Source organism: Dyella halodurans, assembly GCF_026283925.1.
Taxonomy (GTDB): Bacteria; Pseudomonadota; Gammaproteobacteria; order Xanthomonadales; family Rhodanobacteraceae; genus Dyella; species Dyella halodurans.
The window spans coordinates 436,278-457,937 of record NZ_JAPDPF010000002.1 but is presented as its reverse complement, the minus strand read 5'-3'; the positions used below and the strand labels follow the sequence as shown (position 1 = coordinate 457,937).

16 protein-coding genes are annotated in these 21,660 nt (G+C 62.2%); all 16 read right to left on the bottom strand.

All coding sequences use genetic code 11. From position 1 onward, the window contains the following. Nucleotides 1-6 precede the first annotated feature (6 nt). The 16 genes from OUZ49_RS05670 to OUZ49_RS05595 all read right to left on the bottom strand — a co-directional run bounded on the left by OUZ49_RS05670 (nucleotide 7) and on the right by OUZ49_RS05595 (nucleotide 21,534). The gene (locus OUZ49_RS05670; RefSeq protein ID WP_266149029.1) at nucleotides 7-1,443 is read right to left on the bottom strand and encodes an eCIS core domain-containing protein; all 1,437 of its coding nucleotides are present in this window, start codon (nucleotides 1,441-1,443) and stop codon (nucleotides 7-9) included. Nucleotide 1,444: 1 nt separating this feature from the next. Continuing rightward, nucleotides 1,445-2,353: a DUF6734 family protein gene (locus OUZ49_RS05665; RefSeq protein WP_266149028.1), complete on the bottom strand. Its 909-nt coding sequence runs from the start codon at nucleotides 2,351-2,353 to the stop codon at nucleotides 1,445-1,447. A 16-nt stretch (nucleotides 2,354-2,369) separates the two neighbouring features. Next, nucleotides 2,370-5,006: a DUF6519 domain-containing protein gene (locus tag OUZ49_RS05660; RefSeq protein WP_266149027.1), complete on the bottom strand. Its 2,637-nt coding sequence runs from the start codon at nucleotides 5,004-5,006 to the stop codon at nucleotides 2,370-2,372. A gap of 114 nt (nucleotides 5,007-5,120) precedes the next feature. Continuing rightward, entirely contained in the window at nucleotides 5,121-7,403 is a 2,283-nt protein-coding gene (locus OUZ49_RS05655) for a hypothetical protein (protein WP_266149026.1), read from the bottom strand. Then, the gene (locus tag OUZ49_RS05650) at nucleotides 7,400-10,183 is read right to left on the bottom strand and encodes a putative baseplate assembly protein (protein ID WP_266149025.1); all 2,784 of its coding nucleotides are present in this window, start codon (nucleotides 10,181-10,183) and stop codon (nucleotides 7,400-7,402) included. Before OUZ49_RS05650 ends, OUZ49_RS05655 begins: the two co-directional genes overlap by 4 nt. Then, nucleotides 10,180-12,639 (bottom strand): baseplate J/gp47 family protein, encoded by a 2,460-nt coding sequence (locus OUZ49_RS05645; protein ID WP_266149023.1) that lies wholly within the window; start codon nucleotides 12,637-12,639, stop codon nucleotides 10,180-10,182. The genes OUZ49_RS05650 and OUZ49_RS05645 overlap by 4 nt, the downstream gene beginning before the upstream one ends. Continuing rightward, nucleotides 12,636-13,010: a GPW/gp25 family protein gene (locus tag OUZ49_RS05640; RefSeq protein ID WP_266149021.1), complete on the bottom strand. Its 375-nt coding sequence runs from the start codon at nucleotides 13,008-13,010 to the stop codon at nucleotides 12,636-12,638. Before OUZ49_RS05640 ends, OUZ49_RS05645 begins: the two co-directional genes overlap by 4 nt. A gap of 327 nt (nucleotides 13,011-13,337) precedes the next feature. Beyond that, a complete protein-coding gene (locus OUZ49_RS05635; RefSeq protein WP_266149020.1) occupies nucleotides 13,338-13,853 on the bottom strand; it encodes a phage baseplate assembly protein V in 516 nt (171 codons plus the stop codon). A 23-nt stretch (nucleotides 13,854-13,876) separates the two neighbouring features. Beyond that, nucleotides 13,877-15,013 carry a hypothetical protein gene (locus OUZ49_RS05630; RefSeq protein WP_266149018.1) on the bottom strand — a complete coding sequence of 379 codons (1,137 nt, stop codon included), beginning with the start codon at nucleotides 15,011-15,013 and terminating at the stop codon, nucleotides 13,877-13,879. Continuing rightward, nucleotides 15,006-15,371 carry a LysM peptidoglycan-binding domain-containing protein gene (locus OUZ49_RS05625; protein WP_266149016.1) on the bottom strand — a complete coding sequence of 122 codons (366 nt, stop codon included), beginning with the start codon at nucleotides 15,369-15,371 and terminating at the stop codon, nucleotides 15,006-15,008. The genes OUZ49_RS05630 and OUZ49_RS05625 overlap by 8 nt, the downstream gene beginning before the upstream one ends. 10 nt (nucleotides 15,372-15,381) lie before the next feature. Further along, entirely contained in the window at nucleotides 15,382-15,984 is a 603-nt protein-coding gene (locus OUZ49_RS05620) for a hypothetical protein (protein WP_266149014.1), read from the bottom strand. Between the two features lie 435 nt (nucleotides 15,985-16,419). Continuing rightward, nucleotides 16,420-18,363 (bottom strand): ATP-binding protein, encoded by a 1,944-nt coding sequence (locus OUZ49_RS05615; protein WP_266149012.1) that lies wholly within the window; start codon nucleotides 18,361-18,363, stop codon nucleotides 16,420-16,422. Further along, nucleotides 18,360-19,616 (bottom strand): Pvc16 family protein, encoded by a 1,257-nt coding sequence (locus tag OUZ49_RS05610; RefSeq protein ID WP_266149010.1) that lies wholly within the window; start codon nucleotides 19,614-19,616, stop codon nucleotides 18,360-18,362. The genes OUZ49_RS05615 and OUZ49_RS05610 overlap by 4 nt, the downstream gene beginning before the upstream one ends. Then, nucleotides 19,613-20,113, bottom strand: coding sequence for a hypothetical protein (locus OUZ49_RS05605; protein WP_266149008.1), 501 nt, complete (start codon nucleotides 20,111-20,113; stop codon nucleotides 19,613-19,615). Before OUZ49_RS05605 ends, OUZ49_RS05610 begins: the two co-directional genes overlap by 4 nt. 155 nt (nucleotides 20,114-20,268) lie before the next feature. Further along, nucleotides 20,269-20,997 carry a hypothetical protein gene (locus tag OUZ49_RS05600; protein ID WP_266149006.1) on the bottom strand — a complete coding sequence of 243 codons (729 nt, stop codon included), beginning with the start codon at nucleotides 20,995-20,997 and terminating at the stop codon, nucleotides 20,269-20,271. 9 nt (nucleotides 20,998-21,006) lie between these two features. Continuing rightward, nucleotides 21,007-21,534 (bottom strand): phage tail protein, encoded by a 528-nt coding sequence (locus tag OUZ49_RS05595; RefSeq protein WP_266149004.1) that lies wholly within the window; start codon nucleotides 21,532-21,534, stop codon nucleotides 21,007-21,009. Between the last annotated feature and the right edge of the window lie 126 nt (nucleotides 21,535-21,660).

Here is a 21,660-nt window from a genome sequence, read left to right as displayed (position 1 = left end):
GATTGATCATGGCGGCGTGCGTCCCTTTTCTTGGATAGCCGCTTCCGTCGCCTTCTCGACGGCATCCAGTCCCTTCGTGTCCCTTAAGCCGGCGGCTTCGGCAGCCGCCCTTGCGCCCTTTGCGACGCCTGATTTCACCGCGTCGCGTGCTGCTTGTTTGATCTTGTCGCGCATGTCCTTGGACAAGCCATGCGCAACGCCATCGACGACCGGATCGATGATCCTTTCGCCGATGATATCCAGAGCGGATTTCGGTCCGGTACCTTTCGGGGCCGGCGGAATCGGCTTCCACAAATTGGGTGGTGCATCGTCGTGGCGGTAGGGCCCCACGGGATGCATGTCGTCGTCATGGGGGTGAATACGCAGGTCGATGATCGGCGGCGGGGGCGGTTGTGCAAAGATGCTTGGCTCGTCCTGCTTCTTGGGCTCCAGCTTGGGCACGATGCTGGGGATGGGTGACGCTTTCGGGTCGAAGCGCACTTCGACGCGACGGTTTTGCACATTCGGCACTTCGTCCTTGGTCTTCACGGCCTGTGGCGGACCTTCGCCGGCGCTGGTAGTGGTGACGATGGCGGCGGGCACGCCGAATTTTTCCAGTGCATCCGCTGCTGCGGTAGCGCGGGCCTGACCGAGCGCGAGATTGCGTGCTTCCGTTCCTACGGTATCGGTATGGCCGATGATGGTGACGGTGGAGTTCGGGTACTGGCGCAGCAGTACCGTGATCGTCTGCGCGGTTTTTCGAAGCTCGGCGAGATGCTTGGGCTTGAGATCGGACTTGCCGGTATCAAAGTTGTTCAAGGTGGTCGAGCCTGTCGACGCGGCGAGCAAAGGTGAAGCCTTGTCCAACATGCGATCGAGCAGGGGTTCGTGCTTGGAAGCATCCTTGTCGTTCAGCGGCTCGCGTTGAATGGCCGCATTGGCTTTGGCGCGCGGCGTCGCGTGATCTCCTCGGGTTACGGCGTCGGCCACGCGGTCGGCGTCGCGTTCGCTCTCGTCTGTCGGCTTGCTGACGGTTGATGCGGCGGTGTCGCTGGTTTGCGCCGTGTGCGCCAATTCGTGGGCCAATAAGCGCTCGCCGCCGCGCGTTTCAGGTTGATAGCGTTGCGCACCGAAGACGATGTCCTTGCCGATGGTATAGGCTTTCGCGTGCATGTCGGCCGCCGATCGTGCGGCCGCTTCGTCGGTATGGATGCGCACGTTGCTCAGATCGGCTTGCATGCGCGTGGCGAAGTGAGACTGCAGTTCGGGGCTCAAGGGGCGACCTGCAGCGTGTTCGTTTGGCGCCAAAGCGGGAATGTGCGTCGGTGCTTTCGGCGTCGCGTTGCTGGTGGCTTGCGGCCCCTTTGTCCGTTGCGCCGACGATGACGCGGCATTGCCGCCTTGCTTGCGCGCGCTAGCAGGACGAACCACATCACCGATCGGCTTGGCTGGGCGTTTGTCCATGTCACGCGCCGGCCAGGCGTTGACCGAGCCACAGACAGTGTCGGTAGAAATTGCGATCTTCGCTTTGCATGCGTCGTTCTAGCCGTTGCATTACCGCTCCGTCGGCCTTGCTGTCGCCGAGCAAGTGGGTGTATCCCACTTGCGCGACCTTCGACGAATCGAACGCGTCTGCCCAATTCGGTAGCAGATAGCCGACCCTTACGTCGCGATAAGGCGATTGCGGATGGATGCGGTGGTAATCCAGGCAGGCCGACAGCAGGAACTGTTCGACCATCATGTTGTAACCGTCCTTGTTTGGCAGCTCCCGCCACGCGGGTACGTGGATCGGGTCACGCACCATGCGCAAGGCAAGCTGTGCGTAATAGCGCAGGAAGTCGTGGCGTTGTCCACCGAGGATGCCGCAGTTTTCCTCGCGGAAAGACGATTCGCCGAGCGAGCGAGACCATTCCCATTCCCGCGGCAACTCCAGGTCATATTTCGCGAACGCCGCTTCGACTTTCGCGGGCGGGCAGTCTGGACCAACGCCGGGATGGAACTCCGGCGACTGCGCGAACACCGGCGACTGGGCCACGCTCGACGGCAATGGCTTCCAGAGGAATACGTCAGTATCCAGATGGATGAACGGTCGATCTTGCAAGCTGTACGCATACACCTTGCCGAGCGCCCACCAGCCAATGTCCACGTCACGCAATGCGTCCAGTTCGGTGCTGACGTGCTTGAAATCCAGGCCCAGCTGGTCGATCAGCAGTGCCTTGCCAGCCTTGTCGGTCACCAGCATGGTGTCCGGATAGTGTTTTCTCGCTTGCCGTAGCGACAAACCCCAGGCGAGCAGGTGATGATGCGGTTCCCGCCAGGTCCGTCCCTTACGGGCTTGATAAGGCTTGCTCCAGAACGACCACACGGCACGCATGGCGAGCTCCCGATGGCTATTTGAAGAAGAGGGTGCCGGTGACACTGAACGAAGCGGTTTGCGACGTGGCGAAGCCCAGTGCCGAAGGCAGCGACGCCGTAAGCGTGAACGAGTCCGTGCCGGCGTTCGGCGGAACACCTTGCAGCGTCACATCCACCGTTACGCTGCTTTCGCCGGCTGGTACTGTCACCGACGCAGGTACGCTGGCAATGCTGGCATCGCCCGACATCGCCAGTTGCACGGTGGTGGCTTGCAGTGCCGAATAATTCAAGGCAATCGTTGCCTGCTGCACTACCGGACTGGTGGCGGCTGCCGGCATGGTGCTGGTCACCACGGTATTCCCATTTTCATCGGCAACGGTGACCTGGCTGTAAGTAAAGCTCACGCTTTGCACCGCCAGCGCGGGATAAAGATAAAACCAGCTTTCGAAATCGCTGGCCCGCATGTCGTTACCGCTCGGGAATTGCAGGTCGACGTACTGCTCATTGAATGCAATGTTGGCCGATCCGGCGGTGATGCCGAATACCTGTCCATCCAGATACAACTGCTTGCCCGCGGCGGTAGTCGCATAAAGCATGTGGCCGGGCAGTTTCACGCGCACGCGCGCCGGCAACCCCTGCCGCGCGGAAGCTGCCAGCGCCAAGTCGATCGCTTCCAATTCCGTTAGCTGGCTTTTGCTGACCCCCTGGATAGGTAGGCTCCACACGACGTCGTTACCGTTGGCGGCCACGCTCGAATCGACGATGAACGGCGAGCGGATCGTCGTCGGCGTAGGAAGCAGGCGAAACTGTATATCTTTGAGCAGGTTTTTATCGACGCCGGCTGCCGGCGCGGGCGTCGCCGGCGCGGGTGCGGGTGCCGGCGACGCCGCGGGAGCAGGCGGGGAAGGGTTCAAGGTATTCAAGGCGAATGCGTTCTGCATCGTTCCGTACTCCGCCTGCGCCACCATCGGCATCTCGAACGTGACGATGAAATTCGCGGGCGTGAGTGGGCTATCGGGCGGTTGATCGAACGTCACCGTCAGACCTTGCTTGATCAGCGCATCGAAGGTCATCGCGCGATCGTTGTTCCAGCTGATGCCAGTAATGTGCAGCGCGTTTGCATTGGCCAGGTTGCCGATATCGGTAAGGCTTGGAAAGAGGCGCCGGCAGTCGTCGACCTTGAAGCGACCGCCATAGTTTCCGACACTTTCATTGATGTCTAGCGCGGCGCGGTTGAACGCGTTGTTCGAGTGAATGCATGCGAGCGGTGCGCGGTACACCATCGCGTAGTGCGGCGGCTGAAAACAATCGCCATTGCTGCCGCACGGCGGCCAATCGATGTCGCCCGTCGCACTGCGCGCCGGAACCACCCACGCGTCGCCAGCGAAGTAATGGCCTTTGCCGAAGCGCACGCGGATACCATTTTCGATGTCGATCCAGTTGTCGGACAATGGCTGCCCTGCGGTACCGGCGCTAGCGTCGCTCTGATCCCAACGACGCATGCGTGCGTGACGTGCGGTATCTACCGGCTGCACCGTCGTCGTCATCGTGACTGTCAGCGAGGGGCGATCGATGCTTTGGATCTGATACAGCTTGCCGGGTTGATTCGGCGTTTCGCCGAACAGATCGTTGTCATCGCCGATCTCTACCCACTGACCTTCCTGGAAGCCGAGATTGGCGTCCATGCCTAGGCTACTGACCGTCACCTTGTTTCCGGTGACGGCGAGGACGGCGGCCACGATGGACGCATTCTCTCGCGACCACTTGAACGTGGCGGTGCTCAACGATCCGGTGTGTTGGATCTCGAAGCGATAGAGCTGATTCTCCTGGCCGGTATAGCCGGCAGCCGGGATCGGCTGGCAACCGCAATCGCCGCCGTTGTCGGCGAGCCCGGCGCATAGCGTGCCGGTGTGCGCCAGCGGCAATTGTTTGTACATCGCCGCGCAGCTGCAGCCGGTGGCTTGATGTGTCGCGGATACATCGCCGAGCGCAGCGTCGGTAAATGCCGGGTTCTCCGTCGCCGCCGCGGGCGTCGCCGCCTTGAGATGGACGGCATTCATGTTCGCGCTGGCCTGCAGTACCGCTTCTCGAAGCGTAAGCGACGAACTCGCCGTCGCGTTTTCACTCGCTGGATTCGTCAGCGTTCCTTTCGATGAGCTCTTGGGTATGAGCAAGCTTGCCACCACGCGCCAAACCGTCTGCATGCGCACGGTCGTATCCGCCTGGCCTAGCGCCGGTTCGCCCAGGCAATCGTCGTCCAGTGCGGTGACCATGCGCTGCCACACTTCCAGATAAACGCACAGACAAGCGTCCCGTTGGCGCAACAATTCTTCCAGCAGGAACGTCGGATTGCCGGTATCGCCACCGTCGAGAAGGAACGGCTGCTGGTCGTAGTAAATCGCGTCCGGGTTCTCGCACAGAAGGCCCAGCACGTAGTAGCGTCCGGCGCCGATCTGCAGGTTTCCACCCACGATGCTGATGGCGAAGCCGGCGTCGCCCATGGGCGCCCCGTAAGGGCCAATCGTGTCGATGGTCTGCGCCGTGCGCCGGTGGCCGTCGATAAAGCGCTGTTCATTGTGATCCGCGTCGTAAGCCACACGGCCCTGTTGATCGAGCACGTCCGTGTAATGCTTGTTCGGCTCGAAGCGAATCCGGCTGAAATCACCTTTCATGGCCTTTACCCTGTGTAGGTATGTCGTAGATCTCGCCTGATTTTTGCCGCCATTCCCGCGAACGCAGGAATGATGACCATGTGAAGCTCCTGGCGGGATGTCATGTTCATGTATCTACAGCAAATTCGAACCGATACCCGGCAGGTTCGCCGAGTCGTCATCGTCGTCGCCGCAGCAGCTCGCTGCCCGGTGGTAGTAACTGAACGCGGGCGGTGCGGGACGCAACATGGGCTGCGAGGGATGCAGGAAGATGCCCGCTTCCAGCATCACCGGCAGATATTCGGGGGTGCGGATCTGCACGTTGGATACCGCCTGGGTTTCCTGGATTTGGTGATACACACCCATTTGCGAGCCATCATCCGCGCCGCGCCACACAGCGATGGGCGTAACGCCGCTGAGTAGTGCGTAGGCAGGGTGGCCATAGCTCAACGTGATGAAGCTTGGCGTGAACCTGGCCGCGCTACTGGCATCGGGCGGCAGGCACTCGTAACGTCGCGGTGTGATGGCCTCGCGCGGCAGCGAGCAAAAGCGCACGCAACCGGTTTGTCGGCGACTGCACCACAGCGCCGCTGGCCACGGATCGTGCCGTCCAAGGCGTGCGAAGAAGATAGTATTGGACGCGAGCTGCAGAGTGCGCGTGCGGACTTTGCCGATTACCGTGCTGTCTTCGATATGAAGATCGGCGCCGGGCGAATAGCCGTCGAGACCGGCATACGCCACACAGCACGGCGAGTTTGCGTCGACGATGCTATTGCATACGCGCACGCTGCCGGCCACGTTTGCGGCGATCGGACCGCTAATGCAGCGGGCCATGCAGAACGTACTGTCGTTGCCGACGACCACGCCCGGTTCGCATGGCGAGACCCCAGGATTGGCCGCACCCAGCCCGGGTATCAGCGTGCAGTCGGACATCTGTATCATGGCGGCGTTGCCGCCCATCACGAGCTGCCCTTCGATCCATAGGCCATTGACGATCAACTGCCCGGGTGGCGCCGTTTCGCCCTCGGGCATCGCCGGTGGCGGAAGCCCTTGCACGGTGATGTTGCCGCGCAGGGTGACGCAGGCGTTGTTCCAGACCATGTCGCGCGCACCGCCGGACGGTACCGGCACAGCGGCGGCGATGGCGAGCGTGCTTCCCGACGCGAGTAAAATCGCATTCGCGCCGGTGAGGTCGATCGCATAGCGCTCAAAGCCTGTGAGCACGATGATGCCGGTGGAGCCTGCCGGCAACAGATTCCACTGCGCGACGGCGCTGGCGAGATCGGGAAATGCCGCCGTGCCCACTTGCGCAAAGAACTGCGCTTGTTCGGGATGGGCGGTCGGCATTTCCTGGCCGAGGGTGGCCGTGCGGTCGTAAGGACCGCCGCCGATAGCCGCCGGAAAACCGTAGGTGTAGCTCAGGCGTAGCGATTGCGGCGGCGTGAGATCGGCGGCGTACTGGATGCGACCGAGTTCGGGATCGATCGCGATCTTGCCAGCGGCGACTTTGCACCATGTGCCGTTCGGGCGATCGGCAAGATTCGCGCTATAGATCTGGGTCACGGGCACAACTACGCCGTCAGCGTAGAGCATGAGGCTAGGGCCGTAGAAATCCGTCAACTGGCGTTCGAATTCACCGCGCCGGATCGGCTGCGGTACGTCCAGGCGCGTATTGATGTGCGTGAAGGCAGGATAAGTCGGCGGCAGTGAAAACAGCGGCGCGTCCAGGCCGATCGGATGGAACTTGAAGCGATGCGCATCGATGACGAAGGCCGGCGCGTGATCGACAAACCACGGCTGGCACCGCCACAGATGCACGGCGATATCCGGTACATTGAAACGCCCGCCACCATGAAGGGCGATGTCGATCGGTGCCGGATCGGGGGTCGCGATGTTGCGTAGGCGCGGCGCGATGCGCCTCACTTCCACTGTACGGCTGCTCAGATCGAACGCGGTGTCGTGCAGGTTTTCGAGCACGTCGCTGCAGCGCAGATTGAGGCACGCCACGTGATGCGGTCGTGGCAGGCGCATGCTTTGTGTGGTGATCACGCGCCGAAATTCCTCAACCACCACGGCGGGTCGACCGGAAACGTTCGTGGCTACCTGCTGCAATGCGATGGGCGTTCCCTTGCGCCGCCGGTAGCCGATGGTATTGGCCACTTCGGCGCGACTGTCGATTCCTGCGGCGATCTGATAGATGCTGTTGTAGCCAATCAGGTCGCCAATATACGGAATGACCCACGGCATGCAGGTCTCGACGAACTCATCATCGTAGAGCTGCTGGATATTCTCCTCGACCATGCCCGCCTGCAGCGCGAGCACTTTGAACAAGGCTTGCAGCGGTCCGCCGCTCACGGCGTCGCGCGTGCGGTAGACCGCGGGCATCAATGCATACAGGCCGGCGGCGTCGAGGCTCATGTCCATGCTCCGAAGGCGTTTTCGCAGGCCGGATCCAGTTGCAGCATTTGCGCGCCAAGCGGCGGTTGCGCGCTGGCCGCGCAGAGTTGCGCGGGTACCATGCCGGTCGGGTCGGTGGAGACGAACAGCGCCGTGAGGCGTGTGGCGACCACGCCGGGCGTCTGCTGTACAATCTCGATGATTTCGCTGGCTGTCACGTTTTGACCGAGCTGCCGGCGATCAAAAGCAAATACATCGGTGATGTTCTGCCACACCTGCGCCAGCACGGCCTTGTTGTCGTAATCGTCGGTATCGACGCGGACGCTCGCCGCGATCTGGAACGGCACCGGCACGTAGGAGACCACCTGCAAGGGCACGTACGGGTTACCGTAGGTCTGCAGCGACTGGATCAGATGCATGATCACCGGATCATCCGGCTGGAACGTCGTACCGTCTGCGCCTGCCACGCTGAGGAAGACACCGCGCCTGCCGTTGAAATACGTCCACGATGCGGCAGCCTTGGCAATGCCACCGAAGTTAAGCGCATAGTTCTGATAGTCCTCCAGCGATACCACGCGGGCGAGCGTGAGCGTTGGCAGCGGAGCGCGCGCACGCGCGTCGTCCGCCGTTGCCGGGTCCGCACCGCCGGATGCGGCGCCGGGATTAGTGGCGGATTTCAAACCCTGCGGCCGATCCAGCGCCTGCGAAAGCTGTCCAGCGATTACGTTGCCGGCGCTGCCGATGCCTTTGCGATAGATCGCACGGATATTCATCTGCCCAGTCGGCGTGCGCGCACCGTTGATGCCGTCGCCGAACTGCACCATGGTCTGTCCGCTCGCGTTCGCCCGCGTCACGAACACGCGATCAGCAGGGCCGGCAGCGAGGAGATTGGTCACCTCGTGCCATTGAAGATTGTTCACCCACACCTGCAGCGTGGACTTCGTGCCGTTGTTGCTGGTGGACGAGACATAGGTGAGCGGTGTCTGCTTAAGCGTAAACGTCAGCGCGGCATTGGTAGCGTCGCCTGAGCCCAGCAGCTCTTGCACGGTCTCGCCTTGCGTGGCACTGACGGCGTTCGCATTCAGCTTGACTGTGCTGGCGTCGTAGATGCGTGCCAGGGCGTCGTCCAGGCCGATGGCGGAAAGGTCGCCGTTGACCTGGGTTGTGCTGACCAGTGCCGCTTCGCTCGCCACGGCATCGTTCTTGTCGGCGGGCAACAGTTTCACGTAGGCATCGTCCAGCCGCAGCGTGCCGGCAACACCGTTCAAGCTGATAACCGACCACGCCGGCGTGCCGCTATGGTCCGGCTGCGGCGGATAGGCGTCGACCAGGAAGATCTGGTCGTCGGCAACCGTCAGCTCAGCGCTGGATTGTGCGGGTGTGAAGCTGGCGCTTGCGCCCGGCTGCACCTGGATGCGTACGCGCTTGCCTGAAAGGCCCGTCGGCTGGCCCGGCACGACCAATTGCCCGCCCGTCACCGTCACCTTGTTTCCTGCTACAGGTGCGAGCATCCCTGATGACAACGTGTAGGAGCCGCTCCATTGTGTCAACGGCAAACCGGCCGGCGTCAGCTGCACGCTCTGCACGTAAGCGGTAGTGCCGCGCGTTTCCGCAGTAAAATATGCCAGGACGTCGTCCAGCGCATAAGTACCGGGCGGCGCGATCACCTGGCCCAGGGCGAGCGTGAGCTGCGTGACCTTGGTGGTGAGCGTGTAGAAATTGGGATTGCCGTCGTTCGCATTCGTGATCTGGAAGAACACGATGACGTCCCGTGTTGTGGTGAGCACGATCCATTGCGGCGCACCGGATGCGGGTGTCAGCCCTGCATAGGACGCATCCAGACTGATCTGGTCGCTACCGTAGCCGTATTGGTCGTAATCCCAGTCGAGACCTACGGCGCCAGGCGAGCCTCCCACGTATTGGACGGCCGAATAGGGCAGCGACGCGGCGTTGGGGGCCTGCGCGCCATAGAGCGCGGCTTTTTTTCGGAAAATGTAGACGCAAACGTCCTGCGTCCCGAGCCCGGCAGGGAAGTCGCTGTTCAATGGCGCATCCCATGTCACCTGCGTGTTGCCGCCGTTGTTGTCGACGTTGACCGCAACCACGTAGTGCGCATCGCCAGGCCCGGTGCCGTTGGGCACACCGTTCTTGGCTCGGACAAACAACAGCATGTCGCCCACGTTGATGTTGTTGGCCGTGCCTTTGAACCAGGTAAAGGTGTCGCTGCCCGCCAGTTGCCATGGCACCGCCGTCTGCGCCGGCAAGGCGTTGTAATCGATGATGGCGGTGATGGCCGTGCTGGTTTCGAACACCTGCGGCGTCTGTCCCGGTCCTGGCACACTCTGCACGCGCGTACCGGCCGGTATCGTCACGTTATCGGGCGAGCCAGGTGCATCGGAAAGCGTGAAAGCCAGCACGGCGGAAGCGGCCACGCCAGGCGAAGGCACATAGCCGATCAGTCGCGACAGTTCGAACACCGAACGTTGATCGACCGCCGTACGCAGATGCGCTTCGTTCGCGAAGCGTTCCTGATAGAACGTCAGGATATCCAGCACCACCGCCCAACTGTCGAGCAGGGCGATGGTATAGTCACTGCTCTCGCGCGTGCGCAGTAAACCCATGGGTTTGTACGCGTCTGGCGAAAGGCAGGCCAGCATGCTTGCGTCGAACGTGGCATAACGTCCGACGCGATAGGCGATGGCCGGCAAGGCGGGACGATTACCGATGTATTCCGGCGTCTCCAACGCAATGCCGATGCAGCAACCGCACAGCTGTTCCGTCGTAGCCGGGCACACGCTCATTTTCCACCATCCAGTTGCAGCGCGAACACGCCGCGGTCGAGGTGATTGGGATCGTTATCGCAGCGGGCGATTTCCAGGCGGGCGAGGGCGATATAGCCCTTCACCGTGCCGTTAACCCAAGGTTTGTCCAGGCGGCCAAATGTCACCAAGGTTGCCGACACCACGCCATCCACGGACTGTGCGGCGGCGATCAGCGGGCTCGCATAGACGGATTCGCCGAAGACGAAGTTGTCAGCATTGAGCAGGCCGCGTTGCCCGCCGCACTGGTCGCCGGTAATGAACAGCTTCAGCAGCGCAGCATACACGTCGCCGCGGAAATGATCGGGCGCCACGCAAATGCGCAGCACGATATCGAGCCCGACGATCTTGGCCGCTTCCACGGCCACGTCAACGCCGAGCATGCGCAGAAGATTCAAACGATGTTTGGTATCGTGAACAAGCTGCTGTGATAGCGCGCCTTGTGCTTCCACCGATACGAAGGCGGTGTACCAGCTTCCGGTCCAGCGCAGGCTGCCGCGCGCCTGGCGGACGCCGGGGAAGGTCGCGGTCATCGTGCCGTAGTCGTCTTCGGTGACGCAGCGCTCCTGCGCCTGGAACGCAAACGGCGCGTACTGGCGAATGTGTTCCATACTTTCCGGGTCCACGCCGCCCGTCGCCGCCAGCGGATTGCGCACGCTACGGATCTGCTTGGGGTTGCCGATCATGTGCGCGATCGTGTCGTGGCCGACGTTGCCTTGACTGCCATTGCCCACGCGGTAGTCGGCGGTGAATTGCAAACCGGGATCGGGCGCCTCGCCGTATTGGCCGTCGCCAAAGCGCAGGAACGCCGAGCCATCATATTCGACCTCCGGCACAAAGCTGTTGCTGTTGGCACGGCTGGAAAGCATGTCTTCGGTGGCAGTCCAGGTGCGTCCGTCGTCGCTGTAGACGGCGATCATTGCCGATGCGGTGCTGGGCATTCCCGTAGCGAACGCACTGGCGGGTGCGCTGGCGTCGTAGGCGTGCGCAAAAGTCAGCGGTGTTTGTGCGAGTTGCGGATAGAAGCGCGCGTGCGGCGGCAGCATGGATGCGGCTGCAATCGTCTCTGTATCGCACGCGCAACTGGTTTCCACTTGCGGTTCCGGCGGAAGATCGGGCACGACGCCAAGCACCTCATCCCGCACGGCGATGCCGTGGTCGGAAGGCACGATATTGCCCCGCGCCACGCTGACATCGAACAGTTGAACGGGACCGTCGTCGCCGGTGTAGGTGGATGAAAGGCACAGCGGAAACGGCAGCGCGTCGTCGCTCGACCAGCTCACCTCCGTGATGGCCTGGCCGTTGAGCGGATCGCTCAGTGCGGTGCCGTTGTCGCTCGTCGTACGCACGCCAGTCAGCCGCACAGCCCAGCGATGCATGGGGTCAGCGTCATCCGGGCTTCCCGTCCGCGGTCCCACCACTTCCTCGAAGATCAGCACGGTGCCTACGGCCAGCGTGCCGAGCGTATTGACCAGCGCTGCCTGCGTGGCGCCGACTGGCAGGCAGCAATCGCTGTCGCCCCAGGTGTAGAAGTGGATCTCGTTCTGTTCCTGGTACAGCCTTGCATCGCAGAGGCTGCTGAAGATCGGTTGCGTGCTGTTCCTCAACAGGCTTGCGTGGGGTAGGTCAAGCGGATCGACGACTGCGGCCTCGCCCGGCGTGCGTACATAGAACGCGGTGTCTTTCGGTACGGGCAATCCATCGATCAGGGTTTCCAGGTAGACCCATGCGCGCGCATTGCAGCCTTCGCCTACGGTGTAATCTACCAGCCGCGCATGCCGGCGCAACGAAATGCGGCTGCGCGCGGTGCCGATGTAGGCCTCCGTGCTCACGGCATCCTGCTGGTAGCTCAGATGGTCGGCGGCATAGGCCAGCGCTTCGATGATGGCGATGCCGATGTCCGCCGCATGCGTTTCGTTCCAACCCGGTACCAGTACCGCCATGCGATCACGCATCACCTGGACGAAACCGCTGTAATCCTTGGCCAGGTAGTTGATGTCGGGTGGCGCGATGGCCGGCAAGGGGCAACACGATTCGACGCGGCAATCGACCGGTGACGGGCAGTCCGCCTTGAACGAGAACGTCAGTGCCGAAAGCTGCGGATCGAGTCCTGCCGGCGGATCGATGCCGCCGGGCAGACCGACCAGCGTAAGCGTATAGGGCGAGAAATCGCCGGTGTGGTCGAGGTCAACAATGACCAGCTGCGGGTCTTCGTCGGTGGCGGCATGCACGGCGACCACGTTCAGCACGGTATCGCCGCTGACGACGACGTTTGCCGGCGCGAGCTGCAGGCCGCGCGCGTCCTTCAAGAAGGTAACGGCCAATTGCTTGCCGCACCCCGGGTGGTCGCTCACCACTTCCAGGTAGTCGATGCCGTTGAGAAGCGCACTGCGCAAGACCAGGTCGCGGCGACTCTTCTGGGCGCAGAAGTAGATCATGGGCTTGGTCCCGGGCCGCTACCGTAGACGAATTGCTGCGTTTGCTGCTGTTGGGTTTGCAGCAGGGTGTAGACCACGGTGATTTGCAAGGTCGCATCGTCGGCGACTGCAGTGACCGATTGCACCCGGATCAGATCCGACAGCCACATCTGCAGACTCGCCTGGATCACGTTCTGCTGCGCCATTGCCAGCACGTCGCTGTTCGGCGCGAAGACCAGTTGCGCCGTGCCGCTGCCGAAGGTGGGACGGTTCACGCGCTCGCCGGGCGAGGTGAACAGGATCTGCTCGATCATGTCGGCGACGTGCTGTGAAACGTCAACTTGCGCGGTGTGGCCGCTGGTGTCGAGTTGATAAGGGAAGGCGATGTTCATTGGCCCCTCACATCGCCGTCACGCGAAGTTGTGCGACGACCGGAAGCAACGGCGTACCGGTCGGCATGCATACGGCCGTGCTGCTCAGTACAAGCAAGGGTTGGCCGAACGATGTTACGCGGGTGGTACCCGCTGTCCACTGGGCCGTAACGCAAGGAGGAATGCCGGCCGGCGGGATGCCGGCGCATCCGATCACACTCCACGGCTCAGGCAACAGGGAGCTGGGCATGCCGCTTAGCGTTACCGCGGGGTTGGGCACCGTCGGCATGGCCTGACCGCCGTGCATGCACACGACCGTTGCGCCTTGCTGGAGAAGTGGGCCGGGCATCAGATTACCTCCAGCGCGCCTTCGTTGATGGTGACGCTTGGGCCCGCCATCACGATGGTGGCGCCCTGGCCGTTGCTGATGGTGATCCCGATTTCGGAGATCGAAATCATCGCGCCCGCGGTGGTCTTCAGCAGAATGCCGCCGGTCGGACCGGGCGCGTCGCTGATCATCAGCGTATTCTGCAGCGTGGTTTGCATCACCATGCTTTGCAGCCCCGGCGGCGTGGCCAATGCGAGCGCGGGAACTTCTGCTGCCGATCCCCAAAAGCACCCGACCCAGATGGGGTAATCCGGATTGCCTTGCTCGAATTCGATCCACACGCCCGAACCGATCGCCGGCGCTACGAACATGCCGGACTGAATGCCGCCGAACGGCAGGCATGGCATTGCCCACGTGGAAGGAAGCACGTTGGATACATCGGCGATCTGCACCATCAGCCGGCCCATTTGCATCGGATCGATGTTGTCGAGCACCGTGCCGCGGTATTTGCCGTAGTGCTTGCCGGACTTGCTCATGGGCGGGCTCCGTGTCGACTCGGTCAGAACGGCAACGAAGGCACGATCGGCGTGTTCGCGATCAGCGCATTGCGCTTGAGCACGAAGTTCTGCTTGTATTCGCCGGGCTTCAGGTGATGCGTGACGCTGTCCACGTAATACATGCCGTCGAAGGCGATGCCTGCGCCGCGCATGCCCACCAGGCTGCGCGCACGCAAAATGTCGCCGTAACGCAATACATCCAGCGACCCTTCGCTGGTCACGACGTCAGCGCTTTCGACTGCGCGCGCCATGCCTTGCATGATCGCCTGGCCGATCGGCAGCTTCGCGGTCTCGTCGAGTTGTTCCACTTTCTGCGGAATCGGCACGGCGATGCCAAGCGGCGGATTGAACGGTGTGATCGGCGGAATTGGAATCGGAAACACCAGCTTGGTGTACTGATCCTGCGAGAACACGATTGGCAACACCGAGTGCTGCGGCTCGTATTTGAAGTTGAGACTCTCCACGTTGGTCCAGCAGTCCAGATTCACGTTCAAGCATTGTTGCGGCATGCCGATGCGTATCATCGGTCCCCAATACGCCTGGCTCATGCCGGGTAGCGGACCGGGAACCATGTAGAACACGTAGCCGCAGTCCTTGGCCAACTGCTGGATGTAGGAAAGGTCGGTACTCTTCTGCGAGGGCGTGGAAACGACCGGTACTTCGATGTCCGGTATCAGCATCGGAATCACTTCCGGAACCACGCCGAACGCCGCGTATTTGGCAAGGATGGTGAGCACGCGCAGATCCGGACCCATGCCGGGATAGGGCAGGCCGGTAAAATCGATCAGGTCCATCAGCGCCGAAAGATCCTGGCCGGTGACCACCAGCTTGGACGATCCTTTCATCGCGTCGGGCACCACTTCGTGGTGCAGCACGATGCCGTCCACCACGATTTGCGGCAGGCCGCCAAAATTCGCCATCAACACAACGCGCAGCAAGGGAATGGGCGCGGACGCGGCAAGCAGGAAGAAGGTTTCCAGAATCGAGTTGTCGGCCAGCGTGAACGTAAGCTGGAAGCCGCTTTTCCCTGTGGCGGACTCGGTCACTTCGGCTGACACCAGTGCATCGATAAGCGGCTTGGGCACCGGCAGTGCGACGCCCGGTCCGGCCATCAGCGTGAGGTAGAGCGGGCTAGCCATAGCGCGCTCCGGGAGGAATGCTCGACGACATCGGAATCAGGATGCTGCGACCGACTTGAGCGGTGAGCGCATCGAGATCCGTGCTGTTGTTGGCATCGCAGATCATCCAATACAGCAGCGGATCGCCGAGAAACTTCGCGGCGAGATTGTCCAGGCGATCGCCGTCTACCACCACATAGGTCTGCACGGCTTGATAGATGCCAGCCTGCGGCAGAATGCGCCGTGCTAGATACATCACCTGCGTGCCGTTCGGCAGAGTGTATGGGCAAGTGGCCGAGCCGTAGTAGCGGCTGGAGGTAAGCGTCGGTGCGCCGGTGCCGGCCGCTGAGGTGATGAGCGAAGCGAGCGCCTGATCCATATCGGTTCCCCTATCCCATCTGCGCCATGGCTTCTTTGCTGGTCTGGTAGACCAGATACAACGCACCCGCAGGCGTGAGGAAGCCGACGTCGTTTACGCTCAACACGCGCAGGCCAAGCGAAACCTTGGCGCGGATCGGGTTGAGCTGAGGATCGAAGGCCTCCTCGGTGATCTCCATCTCGGTAATGCGCACCGGCGTCACGCGCTGGTTGCTCCATGCGAAGACGGTGAGCGCCGATTCCATCGGTAGAATCTCGATGGTTCCGAACAGCGACAGTACTTCGTTGACGATCAGCGTGCCGCTGCTCGGATAGAGCAAGAGTTCCAACAGCGATAGCTGTGGCTGGATGCCCAGCGACATCGTAGTGGCATCGCTATCGGCCAGCTGATCGGTCGCGTCGATCTCGATCTCGCACTTGATGGTTTCGATCGGCGGGCCCTTAAGGCGAAGGATCTCGGTTCGATCGGGTTCGTCGCCTACGCTTTGCGGTTTGAGCGAGCGCGTGATCGTGTCGGGGTTGTATTGCAGCATGATCTTGCCGAGAGGAATTCCCAGCGTCGGGTCGAGCGTGAGAATGGCGCCCTTGCGTAGCAGCGGCGACACGTTAGCCATGGAGGTCCTCCGTGTCGTGACCTGTGCACAGGTCAAACAGTTGTTGCGTGACCATGGACGCGGCCTCTTCGGGCGTGGTGCCCGCGCGCACTTGGAAGGGCTCAAGGCGCGCAATATGTCGCGATGCGAGCACTGACCAATCGGTTCGAGCGGTCGCCATTTGCGCGAGTTGCGTCTCCAACGTACGCAGGAATCGTCGTTGCTGTGCTGTGCTATATCCGTGCAAGTACAGTGTCCCGATATCGATACGTACGGCCACATGCGAGGGATGCGCCTCCAATGGGCCCTTGCCCCTGATCCCCGGGATAGGTTGGGAGGGCGTGAAGCCTGGCGGAGAGGGCTGAGGCAAGGTCTCAGCCCACCCCAGACCTCTCCTGCGAGCAGGGGATGGGGCCGCTTCTGCCAAGCGCGTGCGACGCGGGTGATGTGACGCGCTCATACCCATCCCTTCGTTTCCGACGATGTGAGTGGCTTGTCCAATTTCGCGTATTCCAGTCGCGACGCGGCGAGAATCTGTGGCGCGCCAATCGACGTACCAGCCTCGGCCGCCAGGAAGGCCGCATGTGTGGCGATATTGCGGATCGTGCCGCCGGCTATATTCAGTTGCGACAACTGCTCGTAGTCGATCCGGTCGAGCGGCGCGTTCTTGGGGAAGATTCCTTGCCAGATGCGTGCGCGCGACGCTGCGTCGGGGAAAGGAAACTGCACGATGAAGCGGATACGCCGCACGAACGCCGAATCCAACGAGTGCCGCATATTGGTCGTGAGGATCGCCACTCCGCGATAGCTATCCATGCGTTGCAGAAGGTAAGCCACTTCCATATTCGCGTAGCGGTCGTGGCTGTCGCGCACTTCGCTACGTTTTCCGAACAAGGCGTCGCATTCGTCGAACAGCAACACCGCACCGCTTTCCTCCGCGGCATCGAACACGCGGCGCAGATTCTTTTCGGTTTCGCCAATGTATTTACTGACCAGAGCGGCGAGATCGACCTGGTACAGGTCCAGGTCCAGTTCGCGCGCGAGCACTTCCGCGGCCATGGTCTTGCCCGTGCCGCTGGCTCCTGCGAACAATGCGCTCAAGCCATGACCGCGACTGTAGCGTTCAGCGAAGCCCCAGCATTGGTTGACCACGGCGCGCTGGCGCATGTGAATGGCGATCTGCTGCAGCGTCTCGGTTTGCGTGGGTGGCAATATCAAGTCTGACCACTCGGCGCGCGGCTCGATCCTGCGCGCGAGATTGTCCAGCGAACGGCGCCCCTGCTGTCGGCAAATGCGCCAAGCGGTTCGCTCAATCGCTTCATGCTCGTCAAGCTCCGTCTCCCGTGCGATGGACGCGGCAGCCTGGATCGTGGCCGCGTCGAAATGAAAGTATTCGACGATGCGATCCAGAGTGCCATTGAGATGCCGCGACACGTCACCCAATTGATCGATCCAGGCCGCCTTGCGTTCTTCGGCCGAAAGCTCCGGCACTTCCAGGCGCAAGCCCGGCAGTCGTTCCGCCGACGATCCCGATGGGGCATCCACGGCGACCGGGGCCTGTACCTGATCCAACCATCCGGCCAGCATATGCACGTTGTCGCCATCGTTGCAGCGAACAAACAGTGCTGCGTTTTGCAGCGCCGCTTCACGCGTCCATAAGCGGGCCAGCGTGTTACGCTCTTCCGCGGCGGCGGGAAGATCCGCTGCGTACAGGCTGTATGGATTCAAGCCGGCTTCTTTGCACAGCGCGACGAAGGCCGACGAACGCGACGCGCTGCGTTCGCCACACAACAAGACGGCCTTGCCTTGCTCTGCATGGCCAAGCCAGTGGCGAAGCCCATCGCGCAATGCACTGTCCCGACGCAATGCATTGCCCGAGTCCGACGGGACGGAGAACGGGTGCGTTAGCGCTTCTAGCCGTTCCTCAATAGCTGGCACGCCGAGGAGGTAATGCAGAATGCGTTCGTCGATCTGCAACGGCGCGTGTAGTAGCGGCGCGTAGTTGCCGGCCGGGCGCACCATCTCGATAAGGGTCCAGTAGCGCAGTGGCCGCGCACGGCCGATGGCGCTCCAGTGCGGATCGTCCAAGGTCGCCAGTGCCAGCCCAAAGGTGGGCCAGTTGGCTTGCGCGTTCTCGTGTGCGGCGGCGCAGGCTGTCACGAATCGTGCTTCGATGCTGCAACCCAGGCACAACACCAGCACATCGCGTTCGAATGGACTGAGGGCGAACATGGCCTGCAGGTCGTGCAGGCGGTGCCCCGGTGTTTCGTCGTCGGCGTTGTAGGGGAGTGAGGCTGACGCTTGCGGCGTCTCCGTGCCGGCTCCCGTCACGAGTTTGCGGTAGACGCGATCCAATGCCTGCGAGAGGGATTCGTTGGCAAGCGTGCGGACGGCGTTCATGGCGTCACCTGCAATTGCGGCAGGTACTCACCGAAGGTCGGGCTTCCGGTAGTGGTGTCCAAGGTGAGCCGGCTTTGCGCGCCGTCGATCTCGATGCGGAGCGGATATGTGCCCACCGGCACCGAGTTGGCGAGCGGAAAGACCAGCGTGCTGGAACTTAACGGTGCGCTGGTGGGGCGCTGATCGATGGGGATAGCGATATCGCCGATATAAAGCGCGGCCTGCTGCATGCTGCCCACCGACGGCGATACGGTGATCGTCACCGAACCGCTCTGCGCGACGGGATTGGGTGTCGCGTTGGTGATCGTCGGCAGCAACTGGAATGGCATGGGGCTGGAGCTGAAGCCCGCATGCGGCTTTGACGACGTGGGAAAGGTGACCGTGCGCTGCACGCGCAGCAGTCGAGTGCCGGCTTGCAATGTTGATGGAAGCGTCACACGCAACGCCTTGCTTTGCAGCGTGGCAGGCGCGATGCCGGCAGCGCCGTCGATCGACACCAGTGTCTGGCTGGCCGCATCGCCCACGAAGTTGCCTCCCAGCACGGTGAACGTGCCGCCGGCGGCCACCGCGCCCGGCACGATGCTGTCGATCACCGGCGATTGCATTGGCAGCACCAACACCGAACGCGTCTGCACCGGAAGGTTCGATGCATAGGTATTGGTGTCCTGGATCACGACCACCGAAACCTGATACGACGTAGTAGGCCGATAGCTGGTCTGGAACGCGGTCCATAACCGATAGATCTCTTCGGTGGTGAGCGTTTCCGGCGTGATGCGGATGTGTTCGATCTGGCTGGCGAGTAGACAGCCGTCGATCAACGAACCTTCGTGCGTGCCGCCGGGCAATAGCGCGTCGAGCGCATCCTGAATCGTCTGGCGGGGTACCACCGGCGTATCGTGAAGCACCTTCATGGCCCAGCCAAGAAGGATTTCCGGATCGAACTGCTTGCTCCCGTAGGCGCTGACCAAGTAGTGCAGGTTGAGTGCGAGTGGCGGATTGCTGATGGCATTGCCATAGGCATTACGCGATGGAAGATTGACATTACGCAACGCCGGATTGAGGCTGGCGTAATACATGAAAATGTTCACGCCCGGCTGCTCGTCCGCGCCCACCGGCACCAGATCGGGCGAGGTGACAGTGATGCCGGCGCTGCTGCCACCGAGAATCACGCTAGGACCGCCGCTGGTCAATGCATCGGTCAACAACCAGCGCAACACCGCGCTAACGCCGCCGACGGCAAGGTAATTGCTCATCGTTCATCGCTCCTGCCACGGCCGAGGAAGGCATCAAGGCTCATGCCTGGCTTGAACGTCGAGCGGCGCGATGGCGCCAGCGCGGGCGGCGGTGCGTTGCGCACTTCGACGCGGCCGATCGAGATGGTGATGGTTTGAGTGTGCTCTTCGATCGCGGGGGCTTGGCCTGCGACGGCTTGCGCCAGGTGCAACGGTCCGGCTGTCGCACGAGCTGCCTTAGGTGCGCTCTGCTCTGGAGGGACCGTCGCCGGCAGGATCGGTTGGAGCGTGTCGCGTGCAACGGGTTCCTCGCGCACGTGTTCGATCAGCAAGTGTGAGGGTGCCTGCTCCAGCGGTGCCGGCGAGGCTATCGCCTGGGCCGATTCGCCCATTTGCGCGTCGTGAGCGCGTTCGGCGTGTGTCGAGGGTGCGGCTTGCGACGTGGCGACGGTCGTGCTGCGTGTTCGCATCGGCGGCACCCGCGTATGCGCCAGGCCGGCCGTTGTCATCGTATGCACAGGCGCGTCGACTTGCGCTTGAACTCCGCGCAAAGGCGACATGTCTCCAGCGCGTGGCCTTCCGGCAAAGTGCGGCGCGAGCAATGGCTCGATCCGCGGCACGGCGGATTGATCTACACCGCGGGCGTCACTGATCAGCCTGTGCAGGATAGGACTCATGCCTCAAGCAACTCCAGGTAGGTTTCGCGGCGCCTGGGGTTCATCGAGACAATGTCCGCCTCGCTCCAGCCATAGTTAAGGGCGAGCATGTGGACGTCGTTGAGCAGGCGGCCTGCGGCGCGCCGTGCTTCCCGCCACACGAAGTGCACGGGATCGAGCTCCCACGCGGCTTCGTGATCGCATTCGGGACAGTGCATCACGCAATGCAACTGGCTAGCGGCATGCAGCTGCTCAAAGCGCACGCGTGCCGCCTGCATGGCGTCTGCCGGAAGCGTCGGTGCGGAGGATTCGTCCATGCCCATGCAGCGCAGCAACAATCGTTCTTCGGCTATCGCCTCGCTGGGAGCCTGGGCGGCGGCCAGCAAATCGGCGCTAGTGGCCTGGCGCATCGATCTGGGTTGATCCGCTTCGAGCCATTCGAGGCCCGTGGGTACGCGGCTCTCGTCGATGTCATCCAGTACGTCGGCGACCGCCAGGTGAAGTTCCATGCCGGTACCGCATTGCGTGCAGGCGGCATAGCCGTCCAGCGAAGGGCCAAAGCTGATCCGATGCAGTTGCAGCAAAAGACGGTTGCGCTGCGCGATCGGCCATTGCAGCACTTGTTCGCGCCCGCATTCCGGCAACACCGCAGCAAGCAGCGTGATGGCGCGTAACATGGCGGACTCGCCATGCGCCTGTTCGCATGCGGCCAGCAAGCGTTCGCCGGAGAGGGGTAGCATAGGCATCATCACGTCCTAGGCCGCGGTGGAGTTGTAACTGGGCTCGGTAGGCTCGGTGACCGAGGTGTCGCGCTCCCAGCCTTCGTTTTCCAGCTTGATGTGCTGAATGGCGACGGCGTTAGCGTTGGCATCCAGATCCGGCAATGCCTGGTATTCGGATACCCAGGCGCGATAAATCTTGTAGCTGATCGCCAGTTGCCCGGCCTCGTTGTAGAAGTCAAGGATCACGTCCTTGCGAAAATCCGCCAGAGACACTTCGCTCCCAAGCGTGGCGCCGACCTGCCATACCTTGGCTGCCCAGGCTTCGAAATCGGGATCGTGCGTCACGCCGCGTTCCAGCGTGATCGCCTCGAACTCGTTGCGCCCGGGCGACTTGCGACTGGTGCTAGGATCGCCGCCGTTGCGATGCTTGACCACCTCGGTGGTGCGCTTGAGCGCCGATACCTTGCTAACGCCGGCCACATAGCGTCCGCCCCATTTGAGGCGGAATTTGAAGTTCTTGTAAGGATCGAAGCGCTGGGGATTGGCAGTGAATTCGGCCATGATTCATCTCCGTAGAAGACGCGGGTCATGTTCCATCGGCAATGCGTGTTCTCTCTTTGCCGTCATTCCCGCGAAAGCGGGATTTGATGGTTTTCTTGGGTAAAAGTGAGGATGGGCCTCGGCTTT